Source organism: Nocardia sp. NPDC051990, assembly GCF_040680755.1.
Classification (GTDB): domain Bacteria; phylum Actinomycetota; class Actinomycetes; order Mycobacteriales; family Mycobacteriaceae; genus Nocardia.
This window is the reverse complement of record NZ_JBFAXH010000003.1, coordinates 147808-164883: the sequence shown is the minus strand read 5'-3', so window position 1 is coordinate 164883 and position 17076 is coordinate 147808. Positions and strand designations below refer to the sequence as shown.

The window sequence follows — 17076 nt, the reverse complement described above, 5'->3', positions numbered from 1 at the left end:
CGGAGCCGAGCGCCAGCGAGGTGTAGTCGTGAGCGAGCGAACCAGCAATACCGGACTCGAGGTCGCGACGGAGCCGAGTACCAGCGAGGCGCAGTCGTGACTTCTGCAACTGTTGAGCAGGCCGATACGGCGCTGCTCTTCGCCGAGCTGCCTACCGCCAGACTGTCGTACTTCGCGCAGTGGCGGGCGCTGGCCGGACGCATTGTGCGGACCATGGCCGTCAAGGGCGAACTGATCATCGCGATGGTCACTCCGCTGGTGTTCACGCTCGGTTTCTATCTGCCGCTGCGGTATGTCATGAAGTTCCAGGGCATCGACTACGCCCAGTTCGTCATGCCGATCATCGTGCTGCAGACCATGGCGTTCACGATGATGTCGAATGCGCAACTGTCCGCATACGAGGCGCTGACCGGTCTGAGCACTCGGCTACAGACGATGCCGATCGGCGCGCTGGTGCCATTGAGCGCGCGCATCGGCGCGGGCCTGGTGCGTTCGCTGACGGCGTTGACCGCGGCGATCATCTTCGGCTACATGATCGGCTTCCGGTTCGTCGCCGGACTCGGTCAGGCTGTGCTGTTCTGTGTGTTCTCGATCGCGGTCGGTACGGTGCTCGCACTCGGCGCCGACGCGCTCGGCAGCATGACCAAGAGTCCGGAATCGCTGAGTCAGGCATTGACGTTGCCCACCTTGATCTTCGGCATGCTGTCCTGCGGATTCGTCCCGGAAAGCAGCTTTCCGATGTGGATCCGGCCGTTCGTGCGCAATCAGCCGATCTCCCAGTTCTCCTTCGCGATGCGCGATATGACCCAAGACGGGGTGAGCTGGGATGTGCTGTGGGTGCCGCTGACCTGGTTGGGCGGTATGGCGGTCGTCTTCACTCCGTTGGCGATCTGGGCGAGTGTGAGGCGGTCATGAGTTCTGTCGAGACCTTGGAGCGCACCGAGGTGGAAGAATTCGCCCCGCTGCCACGGGTGGCCACGCGGTCCGAACGCGCGCTGTCGACCTGGATCGCGCACAGTCTGATCCAGTGCAAGCGGCTGCTGCTGGTATGGGCACGCGATCCCGCGACCACCATCCAGACACTGTTCTATCCGGCGCTGACGCTTTTCATGTTCCGCGTCGTGCTCGGCAATTCGATCACCGCGGCCACCGGTAAACCGAGCATCTACGGACAGGTCGCGCTGATCACGTTGGTCGCGGCAATGTCTGGTGCGGTGGTCAGCGCACTGGGCTTCAAGGGCGAGAAGTACACAGGACTGCTCGGTCGGTTCTGGACCATGCCGGTGCATCGGGCGGCCGGACTGACCGGCAGGCTGCTCGCCGAGGCGGTCCGCGTGCTGGTCACCACGCTGTTCGTGGTCGGGGTCGGCCTCGCTCTCGGCTTCCGCTTCGGGCAGGGGCCGCTGGCGGCCATCGGGATGATCGGCATTCCGGTGCTGTTCGGGGTCGGCTTCGCGGTGCTGGTCACGGCGCTGGCCACCATTACCGAGGGTGTCATGCTGGTGAGCATTATCGGCATCATCAATACCCTGCTGATGTTCTTCAATACCGGGTTCGTTCCCATCATCGCCTATCCGGTCTGGTTGCAAGACGTGGTCGCGAACCAACCGATGAGTTGCGCCATCGATGCGATGAAGGGACTGTCCTACGGCGGTGCCGTCGCCGAACCCCTGGGTAAGGCCGTCGCCTGGGTTCTCGGGCTCGTCGTCGTATTCGCCTACCCCGCGATCCGCGGTTACCAGCGCGCCGCCGAAACCGGCGCCTGACCGGTCAGCCGATCCGTCCCGCTTCGTGGTCGGCTGTGGCGAGGCCGAAACCGACCCAACGGTTTCGATTTGTCCAGCCGACCAGGTCGTAGCGCCAGCGGAACGGCCAGGTGCGCGCGACGGTATTGAACAGGACTGCACCGAGAGCGGCGTAGTCGTCGTGAGTGGAGAGCAGGGCCCGCTGGCCGCGGGGGGCGGCGCCGAAGAACGCGTCGAACATGGCGATGGACTGTTCGGTGGTGAGGCGGCCCATGCCCCACAGGCCGCGGATGCGCATCCAGTACACCAGTCGGGCCTGCCACGGCCAGAGTTCGGCGATGGGATCGCTGCCTGCCCGGAGGGCGGCGACGACCGTGTCGACCAAGGCCAGGGAGCCGGCCACGCTGTAGCCGGTGCACGGATGCATCATGCCGCCGCGGGAGCCGAACGGAATCGCCTGGGCAGTCCCCTTTTTCGGCGGTGACTGGTCCAGTGGGTAGTGCGCGGCCTCGGTCGGCTCGGTGCCGGTGAGCCGAATGCCATGTGCGGCAAGCCGGTTCAGTGTGCGCCTGCGCAACTCGTGCTGCGGCATACCGCCGCGCAGGCCGAGGCTGGTCTCCTCGAAGATCACCGTGCCGTCACCGAGCGGGACGGAATAGAGGAACGACGGCGGCGCATCGGGTCCGGCGCCGTTCTCCGGCCGCCAATCGAGCAGCAGTCCTTCGCCCTCGGACACCATGGGTGCGGCGGCTTCGGCATCGACGAAGATGCCGTGCGCGCTGGCCGCGCGGCGCTGTCCGAGCGTCGGTAGCCCGCGAGTATCGAAAACCGTTGCGGCCCTGAGGATCGTGGCGTCGGTGAGTTCGACCTCATTGGCCTCGACGCGAGTGGCCCGCCCGGCGACGATGGTGGCATCGTCGAGTGGCAACGCATCGCGCAGCGCGGTCTTCGAGAGCACGCAGTAGGGGCGGTCGATCCGATGTTCGGACTTCGTCCACACCGCTGGCCTCGGGATGCGCGCGGCAATGGTGCTCGGCGGCAGCCAGTCCGGCAGCTCATCGATCCAGCAGGAGAACGTGGGTGGCCAGAGCCGGTCCGGTCGCGGATCGACAGCGGCGACGCGGAATCCGGCCCGCATCGCGCGATGCGCCAGCGCCCGCCCGGTCGGGCCGAGTCCGACCACGCAGAGGTCGAACTCTCGGCCCGCCCTGTCGCTCATATTCCGCATTCAATCCGCTCCGATCGCGCCACCGCAACAACGACGCACCTACTTGGGGCTGACCCAGGTGGTGATATCGGCGTGCACGACCTCGAGGCCGTGCTTGTCGTAGATGGCGACCGGGATTACGAGCTCTTGCCCCTCAGTGCTCTGCGTGAAGTCGGGCACCTCGGCCAGTTTCGCGATCGCGCGCAGACCGGTCTCGGCCTTGGCCAGGTACTGCACATTCATCGCCTTGGGAATCCAGCGGTGGGTGTCGGGCACCGTGGCCTCGCTCAGCATGCCCATGGCCACCTCGGCCAGGTTGCAGGCCGCGATCGCGTGGAAGGTGCCCAGGTGGTTGTGGATGCCGAACCACTTCGGCGAGGTCACCTCGCATAGTCCTGGCTCCAACCGCACGACGCTCGGCAGCACCGTCCCGAAGTAGGGCACCCGGGCCACCATGCCCAGCGAGAACAGGGTGTGCCCCAGTCTGTTGTCCGGCAGCTTGTTCCAGATGCGATTGGTCGTGGTCGGTTTCGTCATACCCGTATCTTACTCGGAAGTAAGTTCGGGCGGTGGCAGCTGCCCGTCGGTGTGTATCAGCCTCCTGGTCGGTGCCTGCCGCCCGGCGGGTACTGTCCATGATCATCCGCGACCAGTTGGTCTCGGCGCGCCCGGGATTCACGCCCTGACCTGCCGAGAAAGAGTTGGTAGGGGGCGGATTTGAAGTCGCCAACGCGGTCGGGCATACTGTTCGGGTTGCCTTGCACCAGGTCATGCCGTTCGGCGGTTGTGGCGGGTGGCGAGGCGAGCAATACCCAATCGCGTACCTCGCTGGACTTCCAGCGTGGGTGCGTCCGGGACGACATTCCGGGCCAGGTGAAGTTCGAACCAGGGCCGAGGAATGAGCGGCTGCGTTGAATTCCGATCGAAGATCGGCGCGACACGCCCGACCGCGTGGACCGGAGAACCATGACAGATGAACAGCGGCGAGGATCGGGCCTGCCCGATCGCGGTCTCACTGTGTTGGATCTGCCCGAGCGGGGCCTTGCGTGATTACGCAGGCTGCCTCCTCCGGGTCTGACCCACTCGGGCTGGGACGTCTTCGTGTGTTCGGGCTGTGCAATTGAAGGTGGTGCGGAACCCGGCTTCCGAACCACGAACGATAAGCGGAGAAAAGGACACTTAGCGTGGCGGGACAGAAGATCCGCATCAGGCTCAAGGCCTATGACCACGAAGCGATCGACGCGTCCGCGCGCAAGATCGTGGAGACGGTGACCCGCACCGGGGCCCGTGTGGTCGGGCCGGTGCCGTTGCCGACCGAAAAGAACGTGTACTGCGTCATCCGTTCGCCGCACAAGTACAAGGACTCGCGCGAGCACTTCGAGATGCGGACGCATAAGCGGCTGATCGACATCCTCGACCCGACGCCGAAGACGGTTGATGCCCTCATGCGCATCGATCTCCCGGCCAGCGTCGACGTCAACATTCAGTGACGGGGACTCGAATCATGACTGATAACAAGAACAGGCCCGCGGCGGGCATCCTGGGCACCAAGCTCGGCATGACCCAGGTGTTCGACGACAACAACCGCGTCGTCCCCGTGACCGTCATCAAGGCCGGACCGAACGTCGTTACCCAGATCCGCACCGTGGAGCGCGACGGCTACAGCGCCGTCCAGGTCGCTTTCGGCGGCATCGACCCGCGCAAGGTGAACAAGCCGGTCTCCGGCCAGTTCGCCAAGGCCGGTGTCACCCCGCGCCGCCACGTCGTCGAGATCCGGGTCGCGGATGCCTCCACCTTCGAGGTCGGCCAGGAGATCAACGCCGACGTCTTCGAAGAGGGCACCTACGTCGACGTCACCGGCACCAGCAAGGGCAAGGGCTTCGCCGGCACCATGAAGCGCCACGGCTTCCGTGGTCAAGGCGCTTCGCACGGTGCCCAGGCAGTGCACCGTCGCCCGGGTTCCATCGGTGGTTGCGCCACCCCCGGCCGCGTGTTCAAGGGCATGCGCATGTCGGGTCGCATGGGTAACGACCGCGTCACCACGCAGAACCTTTCGGTTCACAAGGTGGACACCGAGAACGGCCTGCTGCTGATCAAGGGCGCGATCCCGGGTCGCAAGGGCGGCGTCGTGATCGTCAAGAGCGCAGTGAAGGGTGGTGCGCACGCATGACCAGCCCCGCAGTCGATACGGAGAAGAAGACCGTGAATCTCACTCTCCCGGTCAAGGAACTCGGCGGCAAGACCAACGGCACCGTCGAGCTCCCCGCGGAGATCTTCGATGTCACCGCGAACATCTCGCTGATGCACCAGGTCGTCGTCGCGCAGCTCGCCGCCGCACGCCAGGGCACGCACGCGACCAAGACGCGTGGCGAGGTCTCCGGTGGTGGCAAGAAGCCGTACCGCCAGAAGGGCACCGGCCGCGCCCGTCAGGGTTCGACCCGCGCGCCGCAGTTCACCGGCGGTGGCACCGTGCACGGTCCGCAGCCGCGTGACTACAGTCAGCGCACCCCCAAGAAGATGATCCGCGCCGCGCTGCGTGGCGCCCTCTCGGATCGTGCGCGCAACGAGCGCATCCACGTGATCACCGAACTGGTCTCGGGGCAGGCCCCGTCGACCAAGACCGCGAAGTCCTTCCTGTCCGAGCTGTCGGACCGGAAGAAGTTCCTGCTCGTCCTGGGACGCGAGGACATCGCGGGCTGGAAGAGCGTGCAGAACCTGGAGTTCGTGCACCCGATCGCGCCGGATCAGCTCAACACCTACGACGTGCTGGAAAGCGACGAAGTGGTGTTCAGTGTCGAGGCCTTGAACGCCTTCGTGCACGGCCCCGCCGAATCCGCACAGGAGGAGAGCAAGTGACCACGATCGCCGACCCCCGCGACATTCTGCTGGCGCCGGTCATCTCGGAGAAGTCCTACGGACTGATCGAGGAAGGTACCTACACCTTCATCGTGCACCCGGATTCCAACAAGACGCAGATCAAGATTGCCGTCGAGAAGGTCTTCGGTGTGAAGGTGACCAGCGTCAACACCGCCAACCGTCAGGGCAAGCGCAAGCGGACCCGCTTCGGTTACGGCAAGCGCAAGGACACCAAGCGCGCGCTCGTGACCATCTCGGCCGACAGCAAGCCCATCGAGATCTTCGGAGGCCCGGTCGCGTAAGCGCCTGGGATTCCAGAAAGCAGAGAAGAACTCATGGCAATCCGTAAGTACAAGCCGACTACGCCGGGCCGTCGTGGCTCCAGCGTCTCGGACTTCGCTGAGATCACTCGGTCGACCCCCGAGAAGTCGCTGATCCGCCCGCTGCACAGCAAGGGTGGCCGCAACGCGCACGGTCGCATCACCACCCGTCACCGCGGTGGCGGCCACAAGCGCGCCTACCGTCTGATCGACTTCCGTCGGCTGGACAAGGACGGCGTCCCGGCCAAGGTCGCGCACATCGAGTACGACCCGAACCGCACCGCCAACATCGCGCTGCTGCACTACGTGGACGGCGAGAAGCGCTACATCATCGCCCCTAAGGGCGTGGTGCAGGGCACCCCGATCGAGTCCGGCCCCACCGCCGACATCAAGCCGGGTAACAACCTGCCGCTGCGCAATATCCCGACCGGTACCACGATCCACAATGTGGAGCTGCGTCCGGGCGGTGGCGCCAAGCTGGCCCGTGCCGCCGGCATGAGCATCCAGCTGCTCGGTAAGGAAGGCCCCTACGCCACGCTGCGTATGCCCTCCGGTGAGATCCGTCGTGTCGACGTGCGCTGCCGCGCCACCGTCGGCGAGGTCGGCAACGCCGAACAGTCGAACATCAACTGGGGTAAGGCCGGCCGCATGCGCTGGAAGGGGCGTCGCCCCACGGTCCGTGGTGTCGTCATGAACCCGGTCGACCACCCGCATGGTGGTGGTGAAGGCAAGACCTCCGGTGGTCGCCACCCGGTCTCGCCGTGGGGTCAGCCGGAAGGCCGCACCCGCAAGCCCAACCGTCCGAGCGACAAGCTCATCGTCCGCCGTCGCAAGACCGGCAAGAAGCGCTGAAGGAGGAGGTAAGAAATGCCACGCAGCCTCAAGAAGGGCCCGTTCGTCGACGACCACCTCCTCGCGAAGGTGGACGTACAGAACGAAAAGGGCAGCAAGCAGGTCATCAAGACCTGGTCCCGTCGTTCGACCATCATCCCCGATTTCATCGGTCACACCTTCGCCGTCCACGACGGCCGCAAGCATGTGCCGGTGTTCGTTTCGGAGTCCATGGTCGGCCACAAGCTGGGTGAGTTCGCGCCCACCAGGACGTTCAAGAGCCACGTCAAGGAAGACCGGAAGAGCAAGCGGCGATGAGCGAATCAAACACAGTGACGGTTCAGAACCCGACTGCGCGCGCGACCGCCAAGCACGTTCGCGTGACCCCGATGAAGGCCCGTCGTGTCGTGGACCTGGTCCGCGGCAAGCGGGTCGAGGACGCCCTTGCGATCCTGAAGTTCGCGCCGCAGGCCGCGAGCGAGCCGGTTGCCAAGGTCGTGGCCAGCGCCGCGGCGAACGCCGAGAACAACCTCGGTCTGAACCCGTCGACCCTGGTCATCTCGACCGCCTACGTCGACGAAGGCGCGACCATGAAGCGGTTCCAGCCGCGTGCCCAGGGCCGTGCGTTCCGGATTCGTAAGCGCACCAGCCACATCACCATCGAGGTCGAGAGCGTGCCCACCGCCGGTGGATCCACTCGTAACCGCCGGAAGGGAGGGGCAAAGTAAATGGGACAGAAGATCAATCCCCATGGCTTCCGCCTCGGTATCACCACCGACTGGAAGTCGCGTTGGTACGCGGACAAGCAGTACGCGGACTACGTGAAGGAAGACGTCGCCATCCGCAAGCTCCTGGCCACCGGCATGGAGCGGGCAGGCATCTCCAAGGTGGAGATCGAGCGCACCCGTGACCGGGTTCGCGTCGACATCCACACCGCGCGTCCAGGCATCGTCATCGGTCGCCGCGGCGCCGAGGCCGATCGCATCCGCGCCGAGCTGGAGAAGCTCACCGGTAAGCAGGTGCAGCTGAACATTCTCGAGGTCAAGAACCCGGAGTCGGATGCCCAGCTCGTCGCCCAGGGTGTGGCCGAGCAGCTGTCCAACCGGGTGGCGTTCCGTCGCGCGATGCGCAAGGCCATTCAGTCGGCCATGCGTTCGCCGAACGTCAAGGGCATCCGGGTGCAGTGCTCGGGCCGCCTCGGTGGCGCCGAAATGTCGCGCTCGGAGTTCTACCGTGAGGGTCGCGTCCCGCTGCACACGCTGCGTGCGGATATCGACTACGGCCTCTACGAGGCCAAGACCACCTTCGGTCGCATCGGCGTGAAGGTCTGGATCTACAAGGGCGACATCGTCGGTGGCAAGCGTGAGGTCACGGCCGCGGCCGCGCCCTCGGCCGGTGACCGCCGCGAGCGCCGGGAGCGGCCGAGCCGCCCGCGTCGGTCCGGTTCCGCAGGCACCACCGCGACCAGCACCGAGGCCGGGCGGGCAGGCGCTGCTACCGCGGTTGCCGACGCCCCGGCAGAAAAACAGGAGGGCTGACGCATGTTGATGCCACGGAAGGTCAAGCACCGGAAGCAGCATCACCCGGGCCGCAGCGGCATGGCCAAGGGCGGCACTTCGGTCGCGTTCGGTGAATTCGGCATCCAGGCTCTCGAGCCCGCCTACGTCACCAACCGGCAGATCGAGTCCGCGCGTATCGCGATGACCCGCCACATCAAGCGTGGCGGCAAGATCTGGATCAACATCTACCCGGATCGCCCGCTCACCAAGAAGCCGGCCGAAACCCGCATGGGTTCCGGTAAGGGTTCGCCGGAGTGGTGGGTCGCGAACGTCAAGCCCGGACGCGTGATGTTCGAAATGAGTTACCCCAACGAGGAGACCGCTCGTGAGGCCCTGCGCCGCGCGATGCACAAGCTCCCCATGAAGTGCAGGATCGTGACCAGGGAGGAGCAGTTCTGATGGCTACCGGTACACCGGCCGCAGAGCTCCGCGAGCTCAACGAAGAGGAGCTCGTCGCCCGCCTGCGCGAGTCGAAGGAAGAGCTGTTCAATCTGCGCTTCCAGATGGCGACGGGTCAGTTGGACAACAACCGTCGCCTGCGCGTCGTGCGTCACGAGATCGCGCGCATCTACACGGTCATGCGCGAGCGTGAGCTCGGCCTGGCCTCGGCACCCGCTGGTAAGGGAGATGCGGCATGAGTGAAGAGAAAGTGACCCCCGAGGTCAAGCGCGGTACCCGTAAGGTCCGCATCGGTTACGTGGTCTCGGACAAGATGAACAAGACCATCGTGGTCGAGCTGGAAGACCGCACGCGGCACAAGCTCTACGGCAAGATCATTCGCTCCACTACCAAGGTGAAGGCGCATGACGAGAACGAGATCGCCGGTGTCGGCGACCGCGTCCAGCTGATGGAGACCCGCCCGCTGTCGGCCACCAAGCACTGGCGGCTGGTAGAGGTCCTGGAGAAGGCCAAGTAAGCCTTTTCTCCGGCGCTCGTGCAAAGGCCCGCTTCCCATTTGGGAAGCGGGCCTTTGACGTCCCTGCGCAGCCGTCGAGCACCACGTGATTTTCACGTATCGGCATGAGATCGCTCATGACGTCCTTGTCGATCTGTGGGATCGTGGCACCGGCGTGCTCAGCACTCAGGTTCTTCAGGAGTTCTACAACGTCGCGACCTGCAAATTGAATCCGGCGATGAGTCCTGCCAAGGCCCGTCGCATCATCGCGTCCTACGCCGAATGGTGCACCATCCATGACCGTTAATGCCTCATTCCTCGAAGAGACGCGCGCAGTGTCGTGGTGGAATGTGCTCAGAAGCTGCGGTCCAATCCCGCGCGAAATACCCACTGTCGGAGGATCTTCAGCACGGCCGGAGGTTCGCGGGGCTGGAGGCGCGGAATCCATTCGTCGACAGGTCGGGCCAGTAGAACCGGCGGATCCGAAGCCATCGGGCCTGTTACCTTCCATGCTCTCAGCTGCCGTCGACCTTGGGTGGGGATCGCTTGGCGAATAGTTGAAGGCTGCTTGTTGATTGGGTGCAGGGCGCGCTGGGGACGAATCATCGGATTAATCGGTGGCGTGGGGGTGGGTTGGCATGAGACGCTCGGTTGAGTGCGGTCCTATCGGGAGGTGCTGGCGAACTCGGCGGTGCGCAATGTGCTGCTGCTGGGGGTGTTGGTTCGAATTCCGTTCTTCGCCGGGTCGGTATTGCTCGCACTGCATGTGGTGCAGACCCTGCACGGGTCGTATGGGCAGGCCGGTGCGCTGAGTTCGATTGTCACGCTGTGTGTTGCGGCGAGTGGGCCGTGGCGTGGGCGGATGCTGGATCGGTTCGGATTGCGGCGCACGATTCTGCCCTCGATCGTGGTCGGGGCGGTGTGCTGGTCGATCGCGCCGTTTGTCGGGTATACGGCACTGTTGGTGCTCGCGGCGGTCGCCGGGCTCTTCGACATTCCGATCTTCACGGTGGTGCGGCAGGCCGTGATCGCGGCGACCTCCGAGCAGACGCGCCAACCGGCGCTGGCACTGGAATCGGTGTCGGTGGAGATGGCCTTCATGGTCGGGCCGGTGCTCGGCATCGCCGCCGCGACCGCATGGTCGACGACGCTGACCCTGTTCGGGATGCAGATGGCGCTGGTGCTGGCGGGCGTCTTCGTGTGGGTGCGCAATCCGCCGCTGCGCTCTGACAAGGCCGAGGTCGCGACGGTGCGGCGGCGTGAATGGTTCCGGCTCGAGTTCATTGCGCTGTGTCTCGGCGCGAGTGTGGCGATCGCGGTGCTCGCGGGTTCGGAACTGACCTTCGTCTCCGCCATGCGCGAGTTCGGTGCGCAGCGGTGGCTCGGTGTGGTCATGGCGGTGTGGGGTTTCGGTTCGCTGGTCGGCGGGCTCGTCTACGGGGCGCTGCACCGATCCATTTCGACGTATGTGCTGCTCGCCGGACTCGGCGCCGTCACCATTCCGATGTGCTTCGCCGTCGGTCCGCTCTCGCTCGGCTTTACCGGGCTCATCGCCGGAGCGCTCTGTGCGCCAACACTCGTCGCATCCGTCGCCCAGTTGAGCCGGATCGTTCCCGAAGGCGGGCGCGGCGAGGCGATCGGTTGGCACGGCGCCGCGATGACACTCGGCAATGGCATCGGCACTTCCCTCTGCGGTGTCGCCATCGACGCCGGTGGATTCCCGGCCGGTTTCGCGGCCGCCTCGGCACTGGGGCTCGGACTCGGAATCGGGCTGGCATCGCTGGTCACAGTGGTACAGCGCATCGACCGAGTAGGGCAGCAAGCCGGGGCACGCTGAAATCGCTCGACCACCGTCTTGCGTTATCTACTTGTAGTGATTCCCGACGGACGACGCCGAGCCGGCTCGGGGCGACCGGAAGCAGCAGATCACTTCACCGCAGCGGACCGAATCGGGGTCCGCTGTTGGGGAATCATGAACGTGGCTTCGCATCCACCCGCCGATGCCGGCACCGCTTCGGAGGTGGCCGCGAGCACTACCGATAAGAGCGCATCGGATATGCGGGATGTGCTACTCAAAGTCGATCCCGGCGGTGCGCGCAGACAGCGTTTCGTCGGGGTGTCGAGCATGGCTGTTGGTGTAGGACTGCGGGCTTATTCCGCGCTTCCTGCCAATTCCTCGTACAACCCTTCCAGTGCAGTGTGGTCGTCCTCGGTACCGATGTGCGGAGCAGCGAACCAGCGCGCGTACTCGGCGATCTCGGAAAGCCGCCAGTCCAGCGCGAACAGCTCCACCATCGCGAGGTCGGGGCGCAACAGGCCGGTTCCCGCAGCGAGCAGATCTGCGTAGTCCCGTTCGGGCGGTGCGAGAGCCAGCGACTCCCAATCGACCAACATCAACCCGTCGGCGGTCATGACCTGATTGTCGTTGTGCGGCTCGCCGTGTGTCGGCACCCATGAGTCCCGTCGGGAGAATGCTACTTCCGCCAGTTCCAGGTAGCGGTCAGTCCAACGCTTGATCGCATCATCGTGTGCGGCAAGGGCGAGCCGTGCCTGCTCTGCCAGTGGTGCGCGCCGAACCCCCACGGCAGATAGCTGATATCGGCAATCTCGGGCAGCCAGTGCGTAGCGACCGCACGTGCGATCGCCTCGTCACTGATGAAGGAAGGACGGGAGAGCACAAGATCGAATTCTAGGAAGCACGCACACCCACAAGCATGGGGTTTTCGCTGGTCGGCCGAGCGCTGGTCAGACATGCCCGCCCGACGGCGGTGTGACGGCACGATCGCACGTTCGGCGTATTCGGCAAGAGCCTCGGCGCCCTGGCGAGGTAGTCACTGGGTATACGTGAGCGCGGGAGCACCGAGGCCGGGCTGGCGACGGCGGTGGTTCAGCTGCTGATGGCGTAGGGGCGGCGGACTCGCCTGGCGAACTCCAGGACTTGGGCGATCGCGGTGCGGGACAGGCCGACTTCCGCGCCGATGCTGGTGGGTGTCCACGATTGATCGGCGAGCATGAGGATTTCGGCGAGCTGTTCGACGGGGATGACCGAAAGGCCGCGACCTGCGATCGCGCGGGCGACCGACCACACCTCGATATCATCGCTCCCGGACCCGACATTCTCGGTCAGCAGATTCTCGGCCGAAAGTGATTGCACGACGTCGCTGATCACCTCGCTGGTGGTGCGACGAGCCGCGTCATCCGAAACGAGCTGCCTGACCTCGGCGTCCGCGGTCTGGTCCTCGGGATCGGTCGCGGAGTCGTCCGTGCGCGAAGTAGGGCGAACATCCATTGCTCGCGTGATGCGTTCCGCCGGGGTCGCGGAACCCTGGTCGGTGCGCTGGGTTTCATCGGGTGCGCCTGTGCGCGTGACGGTTTCGAGATGAGTGCCGGATTTCGCCAGGGAGGAAGCATCGCCTGGTGGGCTTGTGCGTGTGGAATTCTCGGCACGAGTGCTGGGCTTCGCTGGGGTGGGAGCGCCCGCCGGTGCGCTTGCGTGCGTGTGGGTTTCGGCACCGGTGCTGGAATTCCCGGGGTGGGAAGCGTCAGCGCCCGTGCCCGCCGCGGACGCGTCGCGAGATGCCGTGGCGCGATTCGGGTCGGCCTCTGCACGGTCCGAGGTCGCGTCGACGGTGTCGTAGCCTGCTTCGACGGCCGCGGCATCGAAGATACTCAGCTGCGACTGCGCTACAATGGTCCGCGATTCTGCCTCTCCCACAACAGAAGTCGTGCGCGCACCGCGAGCTGAAGCGATCGTTGTGGCATCAGACTCGAAGCCGGAGCCAACGTGCTGGTCCGACGCGCTGGCCGCAGCCGCCGCAGCGGTCCGGAGATCGTCGCCGCTGACCGGAAGAGCTGTGCGATCGGCGGCCGCAGGCGCCATACGGACGGCCACGCCGCTGGTATCGGAAGTCGTGTGCTCGCGAGCGGAAGCAGCAGCCGCGGAGGCAATTCCGATGTCGGTGGCAGTTGTGCGCCCGTCACGGGTGTTGGCGGCGTTCGGTGTACCTGTCGGGGCCTGGTGGCCGGTGGCAGCGAAGGTTGCACGCGCGTCGGCCGCGGACTGGCTGCCGAACCCAGCGGCGGCGAAAGTCGAGCGTTCTTCGGCGGCGATTGCCGCTGCGGTCTGAGGCTCGAAGCCGGCGGTGGCTACAGTCGAAGGCTCGTCGGGGGTGTCGGCGGCCGGTGTATCTGTCCGGGTCTCGTGGCCGGTGGCGGCGATGGCTGTGCGCTCGTCGGCTGCGGTCTGGCGGGTGAATCCGGCGGTGACGGTTGTGTGCTCGTCGTGGGTGTTGGCGGTGCTCGGCGCTGCCGTCTGGGACTCGCGGCCGGTGGTGGCGAAAGTGGTCTGCTCATCGGCAGCGGTCTGGGGGGCGAACTCGGTTGCGGCAGTGGGGGTGTGCTCGATGAGGGCACGCGCTGATGCCGTCGGGGACTCGATGCGGGTGGTGGCATGGGGTGCGCTCGCGCTGACGCTCGCAGCGGTGTCGGTTGCTACCCGGTGGTCGAGGTTGGGGACGTGAAATGCGTTCTCGCCGAGTGGTTTTGCAGTGGCTGACGACGTATCGGCAGGCAACGTGTCATTGGCGGTGTCGGTGAATGTCCGCGCGGTGTCATGGAGCGATTCCGATGCACGCACGGCGTGGTCCGGCTGGTAGTCGTCGCTCGGGATCGGTTGGGTGCGGCGGCCGTTGGTCGAGCGGGTGCTGTGGGCGTATACGAGGGTTTCTGTGCAATCGAGGCGTGCGACGGGGACCGGGTCGGGTTGGGCTGCGCGCATCGCCGCCTCGGCGACATGGGCGTCCACCTCGACCGGGAAGCGGACGCCGGCTTGGTCGAGGAGGGGATCGAAACCCTTGGCGGCGAGTAGTTCTCGGCGGTCGGTGGGATCATCGGCGCGGAAGGTATCGATGGGCGCGCCGCGTTCGGTGGTGACCCGATGCCGGGGCGGCAGGTCGGGTTCGTCCTCGACCAGTGGAACACCGTCGATGAGCATGGCGTAGCGCGCGGAAACCCAGGCATGCAACCAGATCACGACGCCGACCATGACGGGGGCGATCGCGTATTCGGCCGCCTGGCCGAAGGAGCCGGCGGCCAGGTGCGGGCCCGTGTTGAGTGCGACGGTCGTGCCGAGCAGCGCGGTCTCGAAGAAGACGACCTTGCCCCGATCGAGTTCGCGGCCCCAGCGGGCGGCCGTCGTCGCGGCCACCATGATGGTGATGATCGGGATCGAGATCATCGCCTCGATCCCATAGCTCAACCAGTACAGCGGATCCGCCATATTCCCGCTGGGCGCCAGGTTGTGTTGCACATTCACCCCGGCCCACACCATGCCGAGCACCACGACGGCGATCAGCGCACGCGAGGACCATTCGGCCCGGCGGTACAACTGGGCGAGGCGCGCGTCCTGATTCGAGACCCGCCGCCGCGCCGCCAGTGCGCGCCGATGCCAGCGCGCGTCCGCGTCGTCGGCGCGCTGGATGGCGGCCGTGGTCCGTCGATTGCGCTTCTCCGCCGCGATCTCGTCCTGGACGGCCCGCTTCCGCTGTCCCCTGCGCTGCTTGCGAACCCATTGCGCGAATTCACGTTCCGCATCGATCTCGGCATCCGATAATGCCTGTATCAGCGCCGCGTCATCCTGCAGCGGCAACCGACCCCGCGCGTTCGCGACCCGCTCGGCCAATGCGGCGATCTCGGACCTATCGGTCGACTGTTTGTCGCGCATCGCGAGCCTTCCCTGGAGCAGGTGTCATACCGACGCAGACCTACATGCTCGAACATATGTGTGATCGCACCGAGATTAAACCGCGACCCGCCCGAGGTCAATGCTCCGCACCCCGAAAACTCGAACAAATGCGCGAATCGCAAGCTACCCGGCTTGCGCGGAATTCGGGTCAGGTCAGGGTGGTGTGCCAGACGATGGCGGCGGCCAATGCGCCCGCGCCGTTGACCGACCAATGCAGCGCGATGGGGGCCAGGAGACTGCCGCTACGGCGGCGCAGCCAGGTGAAGACGACGCCCGCGGCGCCGGTGGCGACGACGGCGAGCAGGACGCCGATGATCTGGCCGACCGGACCGCCGCCGAAAAAGCCGGTCAGGCCGCGGTTGCTGGTGGTCAGGCCGAGGGAGGACGCGATATGCCAGAGGCCGAAGAGCAGCGAGCCCGCCGCGAAGACGCCGCGGGCGCCGTAGACGCGGTCGAGCGTGCCGTGCAGGACGCCGCGGAAGGCCAGCTCTTCCGGAATCGCGGTCTGCAACGGGATGACGATCATCGATGCGATGAGTGCGCCGGAGATGGTGGCGTAGCGGTCGGCGAGGAAGAACGGCCGGGTGATCGGCAGCAGCGCCCCGATCGCGACCACGGCGAGCACCAGGCCGACCGCACCGAGCGCATAGAGTGTGCCGCGCTGCCAGTGCCGCGGTGAGAGCCCGAGTTCGGACCAGCCGAGTCCGCGTCGGCGCATGAGCGCGAGCAGGACGAGGGCGGCGGCCGGAACGGTGAGGATGCTCGCCCATGCGGTGGTGAAGTGGGCGATCAGATTCGTGCCAGCCAGGACGATCACCACAACGGCCACGTCGAGATAGGCGTGCAGTTTGTGGCGGGGCGGTGCCGCTTCGTCGAGGTCCTGGTGAAGCACTCGGCCCAGTGTAGTTATCCCCGCGACTGTCGCAGCGGGGTCGGCTTCGGGGTTCTGCGTCATCCACATGGTCGTACCGTCCCGCCATCGGGGTGGATGCCGCCCCGCCACCTGTGTGGATCCGCCCATGCCTGCAGCGTCCGGGCACTATCGAACCGGCGCGGCCGGCCGCTGACCGGATCGGTGAATTCGAGTGACGAAGCAAGCAATTGCAATGGCCGAGTGAAATCATCTACAGATTTGTCGGTGAGCACCGGATAGAAGTCATCGCCGAGGATCGGAATGCCGAGCCCGTTCATATGGAGCCGTAGTTGATGGGTGCGTCCGGTCAGTGGCCGCAGCCGATAGCGACCCAGTCCGTCGCGCTGCTCGACCAATTCGATCCAGGTCTCCGCATTGGGCTCACCCGCCACCTCCTGTGCGGCGAGCACCTGTTTTTCCTTGATGATCCGGCTGCGCACCGTGCGCGGCAGTGTGAGCTCCGGATCGAAGGGGGCGATGGCCTCGTACTCTTTGCGCACCGTGCGCTTGTGGAACATCGTCTGATACGCCCCGCGCCGGGCCGGGTTGATGACGAAAAGCACCAGCCCCGCGGTGACGCGGTCGAGCCGGTGCGCGGGAATCAGATCGGGTAGGTCGAGTTCGCGACGTAGCCGAACCAACGCCGTTTGCAGGATGTGCTGGCCGCGCGGGATCGTGGCCAGGAAATGCGGCTTGTCCACCACGAGCAGATCGTCGTCGCGGTAGACGATCGGGATATCGAACGGCACCACGGTCTCATCGGGTAGATCGCGATGGAACCAGACCGCGCCGCCCGGCACATAAGGCGCGTCCGGCGCGATCGGACCGGATAGGTCGACGATTGCGCCCGCGTCCAGCAATTCATCGATCCGCGCGGCGGTAACGCGAGGCAGCCGTGCCACCAGATGGTCCCGAATGGTCGCCCAATCGCCCTGCTCCGGTAGGCGGAGCCGGGCCGGATCCAAGCCATGCCGCTTGGGCAACGGCGGCTGCTGCCTCCTTCTCAT

General features: G+C 65.8%; 21 protein-coding genes. 15 read left to right on the top strand and 6 right to left on the bottom strand.

What is annotated here, in order from left to right:
• Window positions 1–147 precede the first annotated feature (147 nt).
• Both AB0L63_RS07420 and AB0L63_RS07415 read left to right on the top strand, forming a co-directional pair.
• Window positions 148–915, top strand: coding sequence for an ABC transporter permease (locus AB0L63_RS07420; protein WP_364496863.1), 768 nt, complete (start codon window positions 148–150; stop codon window positions 913–915).
• Window positions 912–1766 (top strand): ABC transporter permease, encoded by an 855-nt coding sequence (locus tag AB0L63_RS07415; protein ID WP_364496047.1) that lies wholly within the window; start codon window positions 912–914, stop codon window positions 1764–1766. The genes AB0L63_RS07420 and AB0L63_RS07415 overlap by 4 nt, the downstream gene beginning before the upstream one ends.
• Before the next feature lie 4 nt (window positions 1767–1770).
• On the opposite strand, the gene AB0L63_RS07410 is transcribed toward AB0L63_RS07415, so the two are convergent.
• Together AB0L63_RS07410 and AB0L63_RS07405 are read right to left on the bottom strand one after the other, a co-directional pair.
• Entirely contained in the window at window positions 1771–2973 is a 1203-nt protein-coding gene (locus tag AB0L63_RS07410) for a lycopene cyclase family protein (RefSeq protein WP_364496044.1), read from the bottom strand.
• A 39-nt stretch (window positions 2974–3012) separates the two neighbouring features.
• A complete protein-coding gene (locus AB0L63_RS07405; protein WP_364496042.1) occupies window positions 3013–3489 on the bottom strand; it encodes a hotdog fold domain-containing protein in 477 nt (158 codons plus the stop codon).
• 647 nt (window positions 3490–4136) lie between these two features.
• Here AB0L63_RS07405 and rpsJ point away from each other — a divergent pair.
• From rpsJ to AB0L63_RS07340, 13 genes are all read left to right on the top strand, one after another.
• Entirely contained in the window at window positions 4137–4442 is a 306-nt protein-coding gene (gene rpsJ, locus AB0L63_RS07400; protein WP_003938093.1) for a 30S ribosomal protein S10, read from the top strand.
• Window positions 4443–4456: 14 nt separating this feature from the next.
• On the top strand, window positions 4457–5122 hold the full coding sequence (gene rplC, locus AB0L63_RS07395; protein ID WP_364496039.1) for a 50S ribosomal protein L3: 666 nt from the start codon (window positions 4457–4459) through the stop codon (window positions 5120–5122).
• On the top strand, window positions 5119–5808 hold the full coding sequence (rplD, locus tag AB0L63_RS07390; protein ID WP_364496036.1) for a 50S ribosomal protein L4: 690 nt from the start codon (window positions 5119–5121) through the stop codon (window positions 5806–5808). The genes rplC and rplD overlap by 4 nt, the downstream gene beginning before the upstream one ends.
• Window positions 5805–6110, top strand: a complete 306-nt coding sequence (gene rplW, locus AB0L63_RS07385) for a 50S ribosomal protein L23 (RefSeq protein WP_040686547.1) — start codon at window positions 5805–5807, stop codon at window positions 6108–6110. The genes rplD and rplW overlap by 4 nt, the downstream gene beginning before the upstream one ends.
• A gap of 33 nt (window positions 6111–6143) precedes the next feature.
• Window positions 6144–6980, top strand: coding sequence for a 50S ribosomal protein L2 (rplB, locus tag AB0L63_RS07380; protein WP_364496033.1), 837 nt, complete (start codon window positions 6144–6146; stop codon window positions 6978–6980).
• A gap of 15 nt (window positions 6981–6995) precedes the next feature.
• A complete protein-coding gene (rpsS, locus tag AB0L63_RS07375) occupies window positions 6996–7277 on the top strand; it encodes a 30S ribosomal protein S19 (protein WP_040686549.1) in 282 nt (93 codons plus the stop codon).
• A complete protein-coding gene (gene rplV / locus AB0L63_RS07370) occupies window positions 7274–7687 on the top strand; it encodes a 50S ribosomal protein L22 (protein ID WP_364496030.1) in 414 nt (137 codons plus the stop codon). The genes rpsS and rplV overlap by 4 nt, the downstream gene beginning before the upstream one ends.
• On the top strand, window positions 7688–8497 hold the full coding sequence (rpsC, locus tag AB0L63_RS07365) for a 30S ribosomal protein S3 (protein ID WP_364496027.1): 810 nt from the start codon (window positions 7688–7690) through the stop codon (window positions 8495–8497).
• 3 nt (window positions 8498–8500) lie between these two features.
• Window positions 8501–8917, top strand: a complete 417-nt coding sequence (rplP, locus tag AB0L63_RS07360) for a 50S ribosomal protein L16 (RefSeq protein WP_040704375.1) — start codon at window positions 8501–8503, stop codon at window positions 8915–8917.
• Window positions 8917–9156: a 50S ribosomal protein L29 gene (gene rpmC, locus AB0L63_RS07355; RefSeq protein WP_040686552.1), complete on the top strand. Its 240-nt coding sequence runs from the start codon at window positions 8917–8919 to the stop codon at window positions 9154–9156. Before rplP ends, rpmC begins: the two co-directional genes overlap by 1 nt.
• Window positions 9153–9434, top strand: a complete 282-nt coding sequence (gene rpsQ / locus AB0L63_RS07350) for a 30S ribosomal protein S17 (RefSeq protein ID WP_040686553.1) — start codon at window positions 9153–9155, stop codon at window positions 9432–9434. Before rpmC ends, rpsQ begins: the two co-directional genes overlap by 4 nt.
• A gap of 85 nt (window positions 9435–9519) precedes the next feature.
• The gene (locus AB0L63_RS07345; RefSeq protein ID WP_364496024.1) at window positions 9520–9720 is read left to right on the top strand and encodes a hypothetical protein; all 201 of its coding nucleotides are present in this window, start codon (window positions 9520–9522) and stop codon (window positions 9718–9720) included.
• A gap of 348 nt (window positions 9721–10068) precedes the next feature.
• Window positions 10069–11250 carry an MFS transporter gene (locus AB0L63_RS07340; RefSeq protein WP_364496021.1) on the top strand — a complete coding sequence of 394 codons (1182 nt, stop codon included), beginning with the start codon at window positions 10069–10071 and terminating at the stop codon, window positions 11248–11250.
• A gap of 314 nt (window positions 11251–11564) precedes the next feature.
• Here AB0L63_RS07340 and AB0L63_RS07335 read toward each other — a convergent pair whose 3' ends face one another.
• From AB0L63_RS07335 to AB0L63_RS07320, 4 genes are all read right to left on the bottom strand, one after another.
• A complete protein-coding gene (locus AB0L63_RS07335) occupies window positions 11565–11996 on the bottom strand; it encodes a phosphotransferase (RefSeq protein ID WP_364496018.1) in 432 nt (143 codons plus the stop codon).
• A gap of 304 nt (window positions 11997–12300) precedes the next feature.
• Entirely contained in the window at window positions 12301–15135 is a 2835-nt protein-coding gene (locus AB0L63_RS07330; protein WP_364496016.1) for a hypothetical protein, read from the bottom strand.
• A gap of 169 nt (window positions 15136–15304) precedes the next feature.
• Window positions 15305–16048, bottom strand: coding sequence for a CPBP family intramembrane glutamic endopeptidase (locus tag AB0L63_RS07325; protein ID WP_364496013.1), 744 nt, complete (start codon window positions 16046–16048; stop codon window positions 15305–15307).
• A 59-nt stretch (window positions 16049–16107) separates the two neighbouring features.
• Window positions 16108–17076: an RluA family pseudouridine synthase gene (locus tag AB0L63_RS07320; RefSeq protein WP_364496010.1), complete on the bottom strand. Its 969-nt coding sequence runs from the start codon at window positions 17074–17076 to the stop codon at window positions 16108–16110.